17 protein-coding genes are annotated in these 16,301 nt (G+C 43.0%); all 17 read right to left on the bottom strand.

What is annotated here, in order from left to right; genetic code table 11:
• Positions 1–12: 12 nt before the first annotated feature.
• Entirely contained in the window at positions 13–399 is a 387-nt protein-coding gene (spoIIIAD, locus tag DFR58_RS09085; protein ID WP_114297530.1) for a stage III sporulation protein AD, read from the bottom strand.
• A gap of 21 nt (positions 400–420) precedes the next feature.
• Positions 421–615: a stage III sporulation protein AC gene (gene spoIIIAC, locus DFR58_RS09080; protein ID WP_114297529.1), complete on the bottom strand. Its 195-nt coding sequence runs from the start codon at positions 613–615 to the stop codon at positions 421–423.
• A gap of 74 nt (positions 616–689) precedes the next feature.
• The gene (gene spoIIIAB, locus DFR58_RS09075) at positions 690–1,208 is read right to left on the bottom strand and encodes a stage III sporulation protein SpoIIIAB (protein ID WP_114297528.1); all 519 of its coding nucleotides are present in this window, start codon (positions 1,206–1,208) and stop codon (positions 690–692) included.
• Positions 1,199–2,212: a stage III sporulation protein AA gene (gene spoIIIAA, locus DFR58_RS09070; protein WP_479722735.1), complete on the bottom strand. Its 1,014-nt coding sequence runs from the start codon at positions 2,210–2,212 to the stop codon at positions 1,199–1,201. The genes spoIIIAB and spoIIIAA overlap by 10 nt, the downstream gene beginning before the upstream one ends.
• A 144-nt stretch (positions 2,213–2,356) precedes the next feature.
• Entirely contained in the window at positions 2,357–2,992 is a 636-nt protein-coding gene (locus tag DFR58_RS09065; protein ID WP_114297527.1) for a thiamine diphosphokinase, read from the bottom strand.
• 33 nt (positions 2,993–3,025) lie between these two features.
• The gene (gene rpe / locus DFR58_RS09060) at positions 3,026–3,682 is read right to left on the bottom strand and encodes a ribulose-phosphate 3-epimerase (RefSeq protein WP_114297526.1); all 657 of its coding nucleotides are present in this window, start codon (positions 3,680–3,682) and stop codon (positions 3,026–3,028) included.
• Positions 3,683–3,705: 23 nt separating this feature from the next.
• Positions 3,706–4,596 carry a ribosome small subunit-dependent GTPase A gene (gene rsgA, locus DFR58_RS09055; protein WP_114297525.1) on the bottom strand — a complete coding sequence of 297 codons (891 nt, stop codon included), beginning with the start codon at positions 4,594–4,596 and terminating at the stop codon, positions 3,706–3,708.
• A 24-nt stretch (positions 4,597–4,620) separates the two neighbouring features.
• Positions 4,621–6,555, bottom strand: a complete 1,935-nt coding sequence (gene pknB / locus DFR58_RS09050; protein WP_114297524.1) for a Stk1 family PASTA domain-containing Ser/Thr kinase — start codon at positions 6,553–6,555, stop codon at positions 4,621–4,623.
• 66 nt (positions 6,556–6,621) lie between these two features.
• A complete protein-coding gene (locus tag DFR58_RS09045) occupies positions 6,622–7,377 on the bottom strand; it encodes a Stp1/IreP family PP2C-type Ser/Thr phosphatase (protein WP_242987505.1) in 756 nt (251 codons plus the stop codon).
• Between the two features lie 22 nt (positions 7,378–7,399).
• Complete coding sequence (rlmN, locus tag DFR58_RS09040) at positions 7,400–8,443, bottom strand: dual-specificity RNA methyltransferase RlmN (RefSeq protein WP_114297522.1); 1,044 nt, start codon at positions 8,441–8,443, stop codon at positions 7,400–7,402.
• A gap of 139 nt (positions 8,444–8,582) precedes the next feature.
• Positions 8,583–9,938, bottom strand: a complete 1,356-nt coding sequence (gene rsmB, locus DFR58_RS09035; protein WP_114297521.1) for a 16S rRNA (cytosine(967)-C(5))-methyltransferase RsmB — start codon at positions 9,936–9,938, stop codon at positions 8,583–8,585.
• A 21-nt stretch (positions 9,939–9,959) separates the two neighbouring features.
• On the bottom strand, positions 9,960–10,694 hold the full coding sequence (locus DFR58_RS09030) for a DUF116 domain-containing protein (protein ID WP_207659196.1): 735 nt from the start codon (positions 10,692–10,694) through the stop codon (positions 9,960–9,962).
• A gap of 4 nt (positions 10,695–10,698) precedes the next feature.
• The gene (fmt, locus tag DFR58_RS09025; protein ID WP_242987503.1) at positions 10,699–11,631 is read right to left on the bottom strand and encodes a methionyl-tRNA formyltransferase; all 933 of its coding nucleotides are present in this window, start codon (positions 11,629–11,631) and stop codon (positions 10,699–10,701) included.
• 12 nt (positions 11,632–11,643) lie between these two features.
• Complete coding sequence (def, locus tag DFR58_RS09020; RefSeq protein ID WP_114297518.1) at positions 11,644–12,117, bottom strand: peptide deformylase; 474 nt, start codon at positions 12,115–12,117, stop codon at positions 11,644–11,646.
• A gap of 85 nt (positions 12,118–12,202) precedes the next feature.
• Positions 12,203–14,662, bottom strand: a complete 2,460-nt coding sequence (gene priA, locus DFR58_RS09015) for a primosomal protein N' (protein WP_114297516.1) — start codon at positions 14,660–14,662, stop codon at positions 12,203–12,205.
• 92 nt (positions 14,663–14,754) lie between these two features.
• Positions 14,755–15,165 carry a hypothetical protein gene (locus tag DFR58_RS09010; RefSeq protein WP_114297515.1) on the bottom strand — a complete coding sequence of 137 codons (411 nt, stop codon included), beginning with the start codon at positions 15,163–15,165 and terminating at the stop codon, positions 14,755–14,757.
• A 380-nt stretch (positions 15,166–15,545) separates the two neighbouring features.
• On the bottom strand, positions 15,546–16,301 hold a 756-nt coding region (locus DFR58_RS09005), incomplete at its 5' end, for a transposase (RefSeq protein WP_114297513.1).

Raw genomic sequence — 16,301 nt, 5'->3', positions numbered from 1 at the left:
GCCATATAAAGCCTATGGCATTATTTTAACAACAAGATCCAGCAAGGAGGTTATAATAGGTACAGCGATAACCATAATTATTACCTTGCCCGCAAGCTCTATTTTTGAAGCTATTGAGCTTTCACCGGCATCCTTGCATACTGCTGCTCCAAACTCGGCTATATAAGCAATCCCTATAATTTTAAGAAGTGTTGACAAAAATTCAAAGTCAATATCAGCCTTCTTTGTATAGTTGTCCAATAAAGTCACAACAGCCATGAGCTTTGCCGATATAAGCATAAATATTACTATTCCTGCTATTACGCTGAGCTGCACCGCAATCTCCGGCCTCTGGGACTTCAGCATTGTTATAAGGATGGTGGCCGTCATACCCAAGCCCACTATCTGAAGCATATCCATTTTTGCCCCTCCGTTTTCTTGTCAGAACTGGAATAAGGATTTAACGGTATTGAATAAGTTTACAATTTCCTTTGAAACCATAAGCAATATTATAACCAGTCCTATTACAGTAGTCATAAGCGCTACTTCCTTTCTGCCTGTCTGCTCAAGAAGGGAATTCAATATTGCCACAAGTATGCCGATGGCAGCTATTCTAAAAATCAAATCTACTCCCATAATTTATCTTTGTCCCCTTATTTTTTATTCTATTTGTGTGTCGTATTGCCCATTACATATTGCCCGGCTTTATTTTATATGAAAATTATGACAAGCATTATTCCCCCCATAACCCCCAGCGTCCTGTACATTGTTTCATACCTCTTTTTGTTGTCCTCAGCCTTTTGCTCCTGAAGCTTTAACTGATCCAAGGTAAGTCTGATGTTTTTAATCTGGCCCTCAAGATCGGAGCTGCCAAGCATATTTCCAAAGGATAAAAGTATTTGTGCATCCTCGGAATTCAAAGAGGTTTTCCTGACATTATCCTTTACTGCCGCCGCCCAAGCTTCTGCGCCGCTCATTGCCCCACCCTTCAGATTGCAGGCCGTTGCTTCAAAGAATACCGATACTCTCCCGCAGTTGCTTTTACACAGCCTTTCAAGGGCCTCCGTGAGAATACTTGAAAGGTATGCAATCTCATTTTCAAGCATATGCAGCATAGCCTGCATAGCTCTAAGCTCCTGCGGCCTTTTTGAGCAGTCGGCGGATAAAACATACCCTAAAAAAGAGGACGCGGCGATAACCAGAAAGCTGCCCAATATTTTTAACAGCATTTGAGATCCCTCCAATATATTTTCTTCATTGTCATTCCGTCTATAACCTCCTCCACAGTACCGGGACCGTTAATACTGCTGAGGACAATATACCTTTCAAAAATCCTTTGCTCCATGAGGCTGACAACCTCTTGCCTTGCCTTCATTTCTGATATGCTGTAGCCATGCGCCGAGGTTATTATTTTTATTCCTGCGTTTACAACCTTGAGTATTGCATCGCTGTCGCCCTGATTGCCTATCTCGTCGGTGACAATGATTTCGGGAGACATGGATCTCAGCATTATTTCCATACCCAGTGTTTTAGGACAGGCATCCAGAACATCCGTCCTGACCCCCAGACTGTTTTGCGGAACTCCCTTAAAGCAGGCCGCTATTTCTGATCTTTCATCTATAACTCCAACCTTGAAGCCTCTTAAGCCGTAATCGCGCATTCCGTCGCTCAGTATTCTGGTGATATCTCTTAAAATGGTGGTTTTCCCGCATTGAGGAGGCGATATAACCAGCGTGTTGTATACGCCGCCCCTGTGGTCTGTGATATAGCCTGCCACCCCGGAGGCGCAGCCCTTTATTTCGTTTGAAATTCTTATATTTAGGCCCGAAATGTCCTTAATATTTTTTATATTGCTCCCGTCCATTACAACCCTTCCGGTAAGACCTATCCTGTGGCCTCCTTTAAGCGTTATAAATCCGTTTTTTATGTCCTCCTGATAGGCATAAATTGAGTTTTGGCTCATCAATTCAAGAGTGCAGACAACTTCTCCCTGACTCACTGTATATGCCCTAAGGGCATCCTTAGATAAGCCTCCGTCGTTATGTACAAACCAATCTCCCCTTAAGTTATGCAGCATAAGAGGCTTTGACGCTCTGAGCCTTATTTCCTGAATGGAATCCCTTTGGCCCCAGGCGATTTTTTCCAAAGCTGCCCTGACGGTCTGCGCTATACACGGCATAATGTCTCTTTGCAGTCTGGTATTTCTTATGGCATTCTCATCTTCCGTTCTCAAAGCAATCTCCCCTTATGTAAAAAGTATTTAACTATAATTATTAAAGGTTGTACAAGTTTATTCCAAAAAATAACAGCTTCTTTGATAAAGAAGCTGTTATTTTTTTAATATATTATTTTAAAAATATTGTTTTTGGGCAATTGGTCAGTCTCTTGACCTTATAAGCAGCATAAGCCCCTTCTTAATAGTGACACGCGCTGTCTCGCAGGCAAACTCGTTGCTTACGCCCCAGGTTGAGCCCATGTGCAAAGTGGCATTATCCAGCGGGTAATAAAGCCCCTCTGTGGTAACACCCTCTACCTTCGGGGTGAGGGGAAGAAGAGTCACCTTAACTCCGTCCTGTTTTTCAAGCACAGCAACCCGGTCTATTATTTCTATCTCGTTCCTTTCATCCGCTATAATTCCCTTCAATCCTCTGTCAAACATGCTTTTTAATATAAAAATATTAGACAGCGAGTGATCCATGCGCGTTCCAAGGCCACCTATTATTATAATTTTTTTAAAGCCCCTTTGAAAGGCGGCTTCAATTGCCAGCTCGGTATCCGTCATGTCCTTTTCCGAAGGGTATTTTATTAGCTCTGTCCCCAATCCCGCAAAATACTCGTAGTCGTCCTTTGATATAGAATCAAAATCTCCTAAAAGAAGGTGGGGCATAATACCGAACCTCCTTAAGTGACATGCACCGCCGTCCGCGCCTATGATGAATGAGGCCTCCTCAAAATACCTGCCATAGCATGAATAATCTTTTATTGTCCCGTTACATACTATTAAAGCTGTCATGGCTGCTCCCTTGTTAATATGCTTGCTATATATCTAAGCAAACGCTCCGTCCTTTAACGCCTTTATTATTGCCGCCGTATCAGGTGCGTTGTACACCGTTGAACCCGCAACAATTACATTTGCACCGGCCTCGGTTATTTTTGCTATATTATTTAAGTCTATTCCGCCGTCAACCTCTATATCAACCTTCAGAGAATTTTGCCTGATCATGCTCCGGGCCTGTCTGACCTTTTCTGTCATCGCCTCAATATATTTCTGCCCTCCGAAGCCCGGGTTGACGGTCATAATTAAAAGCATGTCAATGCTGCCTATAACCCAGTCAAGCACCGATAAGGGAGTAGAAGGATTCAATGCCACAGCCGCCTTTTTACCCCTCTGCCTGATCTTCTGCAAGCACCTGTCCAGATGACAGCACGCCTCCGCATGTACTGAAACCATGTCTGCTCCCGCATCAATAAAAGCGTCAATGTAAGGATCGGGGTTTTCCACCATTAAATGCACATCAAACTCAAGTGATGTAACTTGTCTTAACGACTTTACAATAGGAGGTCCTATTGATATGTTTGGCACAAAATGCCCATCCATTACGTCAATGTGGATCAAATCCGCTCCGGCATTTTCAACCTTTTTAATTTCCTCTCCAAGTCTGGAAAAATCACAAGCTAATAACGATGGCGCGATTTTTATCATTTTTACATACTCCCTTTGCTATTCTATTTATTTTTATATCTGTTGTGATAAATTTCCTTCAAGGTGCTGTAAAATTGTATATATCTTTTATATCTCTCCTCATCGACAAGCCCATCCTCCACAGCCTGCTTTACTGCACAAAACGGCTCACTGATATGGCTGCAGCCGGTATAACGGCACTTTCCAAGGCATTGTGCAAATTCGGGGTAATACAGCTCAAGATCACAGTATTTTATTTCCGACAATTCGTATGAGCTAAAGCCCGGTGTATCTACCAGATATCCCCCGGTATCAAGCTCAATCAGCTCGGCATGTCTTGTGGTATGCCTGCCCCTTTCTATTTTTTTGCTTACGGTGCCTGTTTCCATTACCGATGCGTCCATAAGCGTGTTTAAAATAGTAGACTTGCCAACTCCCGACTGTCCGGCAAGCACGGAGATATTGTACTTCATAACCTCCTTAAGGTGCCTTAAGCTGTCGGCACTCTTATTGCTGGAGGTAATCACCTCATAGCCCGCCCTGTCATACACCTGCTTTATCTTATTACATTCACTGCTGCTATCCAAATCCGTCTTGTTAATGCATATAACGGCATGAATATTTTTGGCCTCCGCCGTTATCAGCAGCTTGTCCAGCAGCATAAAATCAGGAGAAGGGGCTTTTACGGCAATAACAGGAATTATTTGATTGACATTTGCAACCATGGGCCTTGTAAAGCAGGAGGAACGGTCAGCAATTTCTTCAATGCTTCCCGTCCGCCCATCTTTGTTTATGCTTATAAAAACCTCATCCCCGGGCATGGGAATAATGTTTTGCTTTCTAAGTATTCCTCTCGCCCTGCATTCATATGTTTTATCGTCGCTCTTTACATAATAAAAGCCGTCAATCCCTTTCAGCAACAAACCCTTTGGCAAGCATACAAACCTCCCCGTCAAATTTTAAGGCAGCGTAAATTCCGTTAAATAAGGCTCTCCGTCAAGATATATCCTAACCTTGGTATAGCCTCCGGCAGGAATTCTTATTGGTACATTAAAAGGAAATTCAGCCTTGCCCTTTTCCTCATCGTATATTATTTCAGGTATATTTGTATCTGACGGGGTAATTTCTACCAGCACCTTTATGGTGTCCCCATACTGCTCGGAATCCGTTAAATTTAAGGTATACTTTATTTCCTTGGGCTTCTCGGTGGTATCGACTTTGAAATAAATATCCACCGCCGTGCCCTCCTGAATCTCAGTGTCTGCCGCAGGCTTTTGATCCTCTACCTTATCCACAGCAGTGCTTATGTCTTCAGGGAAGGTTTTACCCACCTTAAGATTAGCCTCCAAAAGCCTCTGAGTCGCCTCCTTCTGTGTCAGGCCTATTATAGATGGAACCTTTGTGAGCTTTATCTGGGGGCCCTTGCTTATAAACAGTGTGACGGTTGTCCCCGGCAATACCTCTTCATTAGCCTTGGGCTCAGTCCTTATAACACTTCCCTCGGCAATTCCCTCACTGTTTTCCCACTCATCCGCCGTCTCTAGCCCAAAGGTGCGAAGCTCTGTTCTTGCCTCTCTCGGATCCTTGCCCCTGTAATCGGGTATTTTGATTAGCTCGGGTCCCTTGCTTACGGTAAACTCAATGGGGCTGTATCCTTCAGGCTTCAAGGGAGTGCCCTCCGGGATGCTTTGCTTTGTTATTATGCCTTCCTTCACTTTGCTGTCGTACTCTTCCTTTATGTCTATTTTTTCAAAGCCCGCCTTATTTAAGATCGCCTTGACCTCTGTGATTTCCCTGTTTACATAGTTTTCCATTATAAAGTTATCCTTTTCGGACTGGCCGGTAATGGCGGGCAGAACGACCGTATAGCCTACAATTGAGAATATTACTATTATAACTACGGCAGTAATAGCTGCCGCCCAATACGTAAGCCTGTCGTTTTTCTTACCCTTTTGTGTATTCTTTGCCTCTTTAATAAGATAGTCACCCTTTCTCTCGTGATTTGCCGGGTTAACGGCTTTAATTCTTCTCGTCTGGGAGCTTTCTGACTCATCCTCCGTCAAAAATTCTCCGTAAGGCTCCTTAAGAACCCTGTACAGATCCTGTAAAAACTCTGTTGCAGTGGGGTACCGCTTATTTTGGTCCTTTTTAATTGCTTTTATAATAATATCGTTAACTCCCGTAGGTATGCCGGGGTTAATTTCAAACGGCGGCACAGGCTGATCCTGTATATGCTTTAGGGCTATTGCTACAGGAGTTTCCGCGTCAAACGGCACCTTTCCGGTAACCATTTCATACAGCGCGATTCCAAGGGAATACAAATCGGACTTTTCGTCTGTGAAGCCTCCTCTTGCCTGCTCGGGCGAGAAATAATGCACAGAGCCTATAGTGCTTCCTACCATTGTTATAGTGGAGGAGGAAACCGCTCTGGCTATTCCAAAGTCTGTAACCTTTGCGATACCGTCCATTGTAAGAAGAATATTGTGAGGCTTTATGTCCCTGTGGACTATATGGTTTCTGTGTGCGTTCTCTATTGCCGAGCAAATCTGTATTGTAATATTTACCGCCTCTTTCCAGTCAAGCGGGCCTTTGCGCGAAATATAGTCCTTAAGGGTTATTCCGTCTACATATTCCATTATTATATAGTGAACATTGTCATCATGCCCCACATCGTATATGGATACGATATTGGGATGAGACAGGCTGGCAGCGGACTGCGCCTCAATTCTGAATCTTTTAACAAATTCCTCATCGTTGGTAAATTCAGGCCTTAATATTTTTACTGCCACATACCTGTTAAGAAGCTGGCATCTTGCTTTATATACCAGAGCCATGCCTCCACCGCCTATTTTTTCAATAAGCTCATACCTGTTACCCAGAATTTGACCTTGCATAATAACACCTCGATAATTTCACTGATAACGGGTTATATTTTTAAAGCCGCTATCAGCCTCTTATTATTAAATCCTTATTACAACTACGGTAATATTATCATTTCCTCCGTTTTTATTTGCAGCCTCTACCATTCTGTCACATGCCTCCTGAGGGTCGTCGAACTGCTGCGCCATATTCTTTATGACATCCTCTCCTAACATGTTTGTCAGCCCGTCTGTGCAAATAATAAAGATGTCGTTTTCTATTATATCATATATATATATGTCGCTTTCAATGCTTTCAATACATCCTAACGCTCTGGTTATGACGTTCTTTTTGGGATGGTTTTCAGCCTCCTCCCTCGTCAGCGTTCCGCTTTTTATCAGCTCCTCTATAAAGGAATGATCGGTAGTAATCTGCTCAATTCCGCCGTGTCTTACAACATAAGCCCTGCTGTCGCCTATATGTCCGATATATAGCTTTTTGGTGACCTCAATGGCGACTGTGAGAGTGGTTCCCATACCATAGTTATTGGCATGTTCCATGGAGGAGCTGTATATGCTTGAATTTGCCTTTTCTATCATGCGGCTTATTTCAGAAGGTATATCGTTTTCACCTGTAAAGCTTGAGGGACTGCTGAGTATGTAATCGCTTATAAAATCCACGGCAAGCTTACTGGCAATTTCCCCTGAGTTATGTCCTCCCATGCCGTCTGCCACTATAAAGGCAGATGGTACCCCAGGATAGCCTGAGATCACTTTGCAGCTATCCTCATTGATTTCTCTTACCATTCCTTTGTCACTTTTAACCCCAAAACGCAATTTCATCACTCCTAAAAACAATTGGCTTAAAGTTCACCTCACATTACCGGGCCAAGCCGGCTGTTTGGCTTCTCCTGAGCTGTCCGCAGGCTGCGTTGATATCGCTTCCCATCTCACGCCTTATTGTAGCCTCAATTCCGTTTCTTTCAAGTATACTCTTAAACTGTTCTATTTGCGGCCTGCTGCTTTTTTCCATATCAATTCCGGCTACGGTGTTGACAGGAATAATATTTACATGGCATAAAAGCCCTCTTATTCTTTTCGCCAGCTCATACGCACCCTTCCGGGAATCATTCACGCCTCTTATCAAGGCATACTCAAAGGTAATTCTGCGCCTGGTTACCTCTGTATATATCTTACATGCTTCAATCAATTTGTCAATAGAATACTTTTTATTAACGGGCATAATTTTGCTCCTCATCTCGTCATTTGAGGCATGAAGAGAAATAGAAAGGGTTATAGGCAAGCTCTCCTGGGACAGGCTTAAAATCTCGGGTACAAGCCCGCAGGTTGAAACGGAAATATGTCTGTAGCCTATATTCAAGCCGTCGGGATGATTGACAAGCTTTAAAAAGGCTATTAAATTTTTATAATTATCAAGAGGCTCACCTATTCCCATAACAACAATATTACTTATTCTTTTGCTCTCTCCGTGCTGTATAGACAATACCTGCCCCAGCATTTCTCCCGGAGTGAGGTTTCTTTCAAAGCCCGCGCCCGTCGAAGCACAAAATCCGCAGCCCATTCTGCACCCTACCTGCGAGGAAATGCATACCGTAAAGCCGTGCTTGTATTCCATAAGCACGCTCTCAATTATATTGCCGTCGGGCAGCCCGAAAAGATACTTTTTTGTGCCGTCAATTTTTGAAACCAGCTTATGCCTTATGTCCAGCCTTCCTATGAAGGCCCTTTCACTCAGCTTTTCCCTGAGTGCTTTAGAAAGGTTTGTCATGTCGTCTATTGAGGGTATACCCTTGGCCAGCCATTGAAACACCTGCCGTGCCCTGAATTTTTCCTGCCCCATATCCCGAAGCAGCTCTTCAAGCTGCGGGATATTTAAATCAAGAAGGTTTATTTTATCATCCATTTAAGCCGCTCCTTTTTTTACCGTTGTATATTCTATATATTTAGCAATAAAGATTTTACATGGGGGATATAGTTTGATGTAAGCAATTATATCCTCCATGTTTGTAAAAGCTTTATTGCATCCTATATAAGAACAAAATCTATATAGGCTTTCTGACAAGCCTTGAAATAAAGAAGCCGTCAATCCCGTCGGTATTGGGAAAAAGCTGCATATAACCTTTTTTTGCCTGCGGTCTTTTTAATGGCCCGGGAAGGAAGGGTGTCATATCCTCAAGCTGAAATTCGGGATTTTCAGAAATAAAGCCCATAACAACATCTTCATTTTCCCTGTGTCCTATGGTACAGGTGCTGTAGACAAGGCAGCCTCCCCTTTTGACATACCTTGCCCCGATATTTAATATTTTTTTCTGCAGCCGTATTATTTCATCCCTGTCTTCAATACTCCTTGACCATTTAATATCGGGCTTTCTGCGAATAATGCCAAGACCGGTGCAGGGAGCATCGACCAGTACTCTGTCCGCCCTATCTATGTAATTATGGTCAAGTACGCAAGCGTCATACATTTCCGGTGTTATAATATTTATACCCAGTCTTTGGGCCGACTGGCGGATCAATTCGAGCTTATGCATATGAATGTCTCTGGCAATTATCTCCCCCCGCCCTTCCATCAATGCGGCAATATGAAGAGCCTTTCCACCCGGGGCGCTGCATATATCCATTACAAGCTCCCCTGGCTTTGGGTCCAGTACAATGGAGGCGAGCATTGAGCTCTCATCCTGAACCTGAAACCATCCCTTTCGAAACGCCTCCAGCCTTGCAATTGAGGATGGAAGCTTTATAACAAGCGCGTCTACGGCATACCTTCCGGGGGATGTCTCGAGCCCTTCACTCTTAAGGCTCTCCGAAAGCTGCTCCATAGATGCCTTAAGCCTGTTTACCCTTACGGTGAAGTCAGGAATTCCGTTATTGGCCTCCATAAGCTCCTTTGTAAAGTCCTCTCCAAACTCGCACAGCCACTCCCTTACCATCCACTCCGGATGGGAATATTTTATCGACAGATGCTTTTGGAGGTCATTTAAAGGGTTGGGATATTTTATACCCTCTCTGTTTCTTACGACACTCCTCATAACAGCATTTACATATCCTCCGGCAGCGGCGTGTCCATATTTTTTAGACAGCCTTACGCTTTCATTGCATGCGGCGGACTCAGGCACCCTGCTTGTATACATTAGCTGGTATATCCCCAATCTTAGAATATTAATTATCCATGGGGAGATTTTTTTAAGCCTTATGCTCGAAAAGCTTTCTATAATCCAATCAATTGACAGCCTCCACTTCAAGGTACCGTAAACAAGCTCCGTTATAAAGGCCCTGTCAACTCCCTTGAGCTCATAGGCCTCAAGCCCTTTATTTATGGCTATGCTGGAATAGGCTCCGTTTTCGTTTATATCATATAAAATTTTAAGCGCGATTTCTCGCGGTTTATCAACCGACATAGTATACACCTGTTAAAAATATTATATTAATACGCTTTCAATCTCCTTTGTTAAAACATCTATATTTACGGTGGTGTTAAAGCAAGGGCCGTTGGGCCTCAAGTTCAATACCCCTATCACAGGGGTGCGGGATACGTCGGCGATACCGCTTGCAAGATCTCTTTCACATGCAACTGATATGACCAGCTCCGGCCTCTCCCTTTCAATAATTCCTCTTGCCGCTGTTCCGCCCGTAACAATCCTCATTTTAATTCCCGCTTTGCCCGCTGCATCTGTCAGCTCACCTACACAGCAGCCTCCGCATTTGCGGCAGTTGCCTATATCGCTTGTTACCTTATATATGCATTTTGAGTTTTGAAGGCAATGAGGCAAAAGCATAAGCACCTTTTCGGGAATATATCTTTTTTTGCGAGATTTCACCAGTATGTTATTAACCTCTATGTAAAGCCTTCTCACCAGATCCCTGTTATTTTTAAAAATGCCCGCGAGGAAAATGGCAATTGGGAAAACCATCCTGAGCCCCAAATTTACCAGCCACATGACATTTTTATATACGCGGTTTTCCTTGCATGAGTAAAATACCGCCGCAACTGAAAGTATAAAAAGGAGCATTACGGCTACTGTAGCTGCTGTCAATATCAATAATATCGCATTGTACATGCCCAGTGTTGAAAATTTGTTTAAAAAAACAAAAGCGGCACATATCAAAAAAAGAAAAATTATCGCCAGCAGAGATATATCCATAAATTTTTTCAAGCTTCTATCCAAGGAACTCACCCTCATCTATTTTATGTCCACGCATATATTCTTCGGCAGTCATTCTCCTGCACGAATCAAATTGCAGCTCCAATATCCTGACCATTCCACTTCCGCAAGCCGCAATAATGCTGCCGTCCGTCACTTTACATATGCACCCCGGTCTGCCGGAACAGCTCAAATCGTCAATAGCCTCTGTCTTCCACACCCTCATTCTTTCCCCCTTGTAGAAGGTATAGGCTCCGGGCCAGGGGTTTGTACCCCTTACCAGGTTATGTATGCGCGCACAGTCCCCCGACCAATCTATAAGCCCTGTTTCCTTTGTCATTATGGGTGCATAGGTAGCTTCCTCGTCTAATTGAGGCACTCTCTCCAAGGTGCCGATCTTCAGCCTTTCAAGCGTTTCCTTCAATACCTCGGCTCCCAGTGCCGACAATTTATCGTGCAGCTCTCCCGCCGTCATTTCATCACTTATCTTTATCCCCTTCTTTAAAAGCATGTCTCCGGTATCCATCCCTATATCGGTGTACATGGTGGTAATGCCGGTAACTGCCTCCCCGTTTATAATTGACCACTGAATGGGAGCAGCCCCCCTATATTTAGGGAGGAGAGATCCATGAACATTTATGCACCCCAGAGGAGCTATATCCAAAACTCCTCCCGGAAGAATCCTTCCATATGCGGCAGTCACAAGCAAATCGGGCTTTAAAGCCCTAAGCTCCTCTGCAAATTCAGGGGTTTTAACCTTTTGCGGCTGAATAACCCTGATTGCGTTTTTTATGGCATATTCCTTTACGGGAGGATAAGCAATTTTATTTCCCCTTCCCTTAGGCTTGTCGGGCTGTGTAACCACCGCCGCTATGTCATAGCCCTCCTTTAAAAGCATATCCAGACTCGGAACAGCAAATTCAGGCGTACCCATAAATATGATTCTCAATATTGTCACTCCTTACTCTTTTTCAGGCAAGTTCTCCAAATCTACAAGCTTTACTGCCTTATCCTTAAAAAGTATTCCCTCGAGATGATCCGTCTCATGGCACAATGCTACTGCAAGCAGCTCTGTGCCCTCTATTGTAAATTCCTTTCCACTCCTGTTAACAGCCTTTGCAACAACCCTTGCAGGCCGCTTAACCTCTCCCACTATACCCGGTATGCTAAGGCAGCCCTCCATATCAGTCTGTTCTCCGCTGCTTTCAATTATCTCGGGGTTTATCAGCTCAATTAAGCCGTCTCCAACGTCTATCACAACTATCCTTTTAAGAATACCCACCTGCGGAGCGGCAAGACCAACTCCATCAGCCTTGTACATTGTCTCGGCCATATCGTCGAGAAGGGTGTGTACTTTTTTGTCTATAACCTCCACCTTCTTTGATATCTTTCTTAATATTTCATCTCCGTCTGTCCTAATGCTTCTGATTGCCATATTCTACCTCCGTTTAATAACATATATATTTCACCCCTTTAGTCAGGGATAAATATATGTCCCACTGATAAACACAGTTTATATATTATAGCATATTTAAAGGATTTATATCTATACCAAAGCCTACTGTATTATTACCCTTTTTTTTATAAAAATTATCAGACAATTGGCTCAGTATGTTTATAAGCCTGTCAATATTGCCGCACTTTATTAAAATCCTCCACCTGTATTTTGTTTTAATCCTTTGAAGAGGCGCTCTTGAAGGCCCTAGAAGCTCCATTACATCTTTTGCGCCGGGCATTGCCTCGAGGGCATTTTTGGTTTCCTTAGCGGCATTAAAGACCATTCTGTCGTTAATCCCGCTCAAAATAATTGTAGCTATATTTGTAAATGGAGGATAATTAAGTTTTTCTCTTACACTTATTTCCTGCTTGTAAAAGGAGTGGTAATCATGGCTGCAAGCAGACAGTATGCTGAAATCCTCGGTATTATACGTCTGTATTATAACTCTGCCGGGAAGCAAGCCTCTGCCCGCCCTGCCCGCCACCTGTGTTATCAACTGAAAGGTTCTTTCAGAGGAGCGGTAATCTCCCGTATTGAGCAGACTGTCCGCCGCCAGAACACCCACAAGGGTTACGTTGGGGAAATCGTGTCCCTTCGCTATCATCTGTGTCCCTATCATTATGCCTGTATTCTGTTCCCTGAAGGCTTTCAATATATCCTCATGGGAGTTTTTATAGGTGGTAGTATCCATATCCATGCGCAGAACCGAGCAATTGCTAAAAGCCTTCTTAATCTCCTCCTCAACCTTTTGAGTACCTGTACCGAAGTGCTTGATATAATTGCTTTGGCACCGGGGGCATTTTACGGGGTTTTTTACAGTATACCCGCAATAATGGCATATAAGCCTGTCGTCATGCAAATGGTATGTCATGGACACATTGCAGTTAACGCACATGACGGTATAGCCGCAGCTTCTGCAAAGCACAAAAGACGAGTGTCCTCTTTTATTTAAAAAGAGGATTGTCTGCTGCTTTGAATCCAGATTTTTTGTTATTTCCTCAGTCAATCTCCTGCTGAACAGCGTGCGGTTTCCCTCCTCAAGCTCTCTCCTCATGTCCACAAGCTCTACCTCGGGCATTACCATGCTGTTTGCCCTGTCCCTCATTTCAAGAAGCCTGATCCCCTTTTGGATGCCGTGCTCTGCCGGAGAAGAATTATAAAAGCTTTCAACGGAAGGGGTGGCTGAGGCGTATAAAAGTATGGCTCCGCTATCGCGGCACCTCTCTCTGGCAACCTCCTTGGCATTATATTTGGGAGTTGTCTCGGATTTATATGTATTTTCATGCTCCTCATCAATTACTATTATTCCTATATTGTCAAGAGGAGCAAAAACTGCGGATCTTGCTCCAACCACCACCTTAATTTTGCCGTCTCGGATAAGCCTCCACTGATCGTACCTTTCACCTAAGGAAAGCCTGCTGTGAAGCACCGCAACGGCATTTCCGAATCTGCCCTTAAACCTCTCAACCATCTGGGGAGTAAGGGATATTTCAGGAACTAGGGCAATAGCCGTTCTGTTCATATCAAGACAGTGGCGTATAAGCTGGAGATACACCTCCGTCTTTCCGCTTCCCGTAACCCCATGCAAAAGGACCTCTGAAAAAGCCCCTTTGTCAATTTCGCAGGAAATGTGCTTTATTACTGCTGCCTGCTGAGAAGTAGGCTTCATAGGAGAGGTAGGCAGCACGGGCTTGTCCTTCAAAGGATCCCTTTTTATTGCAATATCCTTATAATCTATATAGCCGTGCTTTTTAAGCGTCTCCACAACACCCCTTGAAACGCCTGAAAATCTTATTATATCGGCAACTGAAATATACTCGTTGTCTATAAGCATTTCCAGAATCCTTATCTGCTGTATTTTTTTTATCCTGCTGCTCTCTATTTCTTCAAGCACCTCATCTCTGGACATAGCCAGATATGCCACGCGCATTGTCTTTTCTCCCACTTTGGACGAATAGGTTTCGTATGTGCTTACCAGCCCCAGATCTTTTAGCTCCTGCAGGTATTTTTTCAGGCTTCGGGAATTCACCAGAGCTTTGAGCTCATCAAAGGTACACTCTCCGTTTAAGGTCTTTAGCGACTCCAATATATTTTTAAGTACGGCCCTTACCTCTCCTGTTTTTTCAAGCCTGACCATGCACAGGCTTTTTACCCCTATTCCCGGTGGAAGCATGGCTTTTATAGCATCGGAATACGTGCATATATACCGATATTTCATCCATGCCGCAAGCTTCAGCATATTGACGCTCAATACGGGACTTGCGTCTATTATTTGGCATATCTCCTTTAAAGCCTTGCAATCCTGAATATCAGACACCTTAAAAACATATGCCTCCAGGAGCCTGTTGCCTTTTCCAAAAGGGACAATTACCCTTATTCCGGGCTTTATTTCTTCTTTGAGGGCTTCCGGCACTATATAATCATACTGCTTATCATAATTTCTGGCTGAATTGCTTACAACCACCGATGCTACCGTACCCACTTGACACCCCTTTCGCGCTGATGCATTCAAATAAAGAAAACCGCCCTTTTTGAGGCAGTTTTCAGAAATTTCTTAATATAAAAAACACACTTTTAAGCTGCATACTCTTTCAAATATTCCGGCATTTTGTCCAAATCTCCGTTTATACTTATGTAAAAAGCTATATTATATTTTTGGGAAATACAATTTATTTCTTTAAAGAATTGTTCAAGAGCGTTTATGTCCTCTTTTAAAAAGTATGTGAGTCCGTCGATAAATATTCCGTTAACATCATAATTACTTGAGATTATGCCATGCAGGAAGCCTATGAATACTGGAGGGCTGTCTGGGGGGAATTCCGATACATTTATAAACCTGACCTTGTGACTTAAATTATACATGAGCTGGTTGCTGTCATCAATAAAAACAACGTTTTTTGCGTCCTCTAAAGCCATGGCATTTGCTGCGTCCAAAAGTATTTTAGTCTTGCCCATCCCCTTCTTTCCATAAATCACCTTAACCATATGTACCATTCCTTTCCTATTATTTGGTTTATTAAAAGAATGCTATATATTGTACTAATATTACAATAATATATTTTCGAATGTATTTCAAGCTTTTGTTTGGGGACGCTCCTGCGTTTTTTGTCATTAAAAAAATTTTATATGCCTTTGAACATTATATGCTATACATTATAATAAAAAATGCTTGCTCAAAATAAGAAAATAAGCTTAGGTAAATCCCAAAAGAATTGTTTTGAAGATAAGAATATCAGTATTACTCTTGGTAATGGTTTTTATGCTAAATCCGTGCACGTTTAAAGAAAGCTCCCTACTGATAATATGGAGGAAATAATATTTTACACAATATTCCAATACACTTTAAAAGCAAAATATGCCTCGTTTTAATCCGAGTAAATCAATGTTCTGAATACGCTGCAGTACTGCATATCCCTGCCCAGCAGCCTAAAGCCCTCATTTGACAGCCTTGACACCCCGGAAACGGACATATTCCCTATATATTTGCATATATCGTTATATGTATACCCGCATAAGGCACGCATGACATAGGCTGTAAAGGCTCTCACCCGGCTTGCTTCTCTGCTGAATTTTGCTCTAAGCATTTCAGGCAGCCTTTCGCCTAAAATTATCTCTATCTTCTCTATCAGCTCTTTGGGCGTTTCATGCCTCATAATGTGCTTTTTACCACTGCTATACACATTCTCAGTGTATTCACGCATAATGCCTTCATGCACCTCTTTCATTATACCTGTATCCCTCATTGATTCCGTAAAGCTTTTATACTTTTGACGTGCCTTTGTTTTATCACTGCTAAAAAGCTCCAGCAAAAAATCATCGTCAACAATACCCTCCGTATTCCTCCTCCTTCCTGTATAAATGCCATAGGAAGAATACATATAAGATTCCTCGTTTCCGTCATAGCCGGCAATATCCTTTGAGTTATTATGTATATACGCAGATAAGGTCAGGCTGTATGTATCGTTGTCTACTATCTTGCTGCCGAAACGCCCCTGAAACAGGTGCCCATGTCTGCTGTAGCGCTTGTTGTAGTAAGCCGCATAAGCGGTATTTATACAGCGCATAAAGATTGAAATGTCAAAGCCACAGGTATTTATATAAAAATGGACATGGTTATCCAT

The sequence above is a fragment of the Anaerobacterium chartisolvens genome, assembly GCF_003337415.1.
GTDB classification, from domain to species: Bacteria; Bacillota; Clostridia; order Acetivibrionales; family DSM-27016; genus Anaerobacterium; species Anaerobacterium chartisolvens.
Note: the sequence above shows the minus strand (reverse complement) of the source record. Positions and strands in the feature narration are given on the sequence as shown.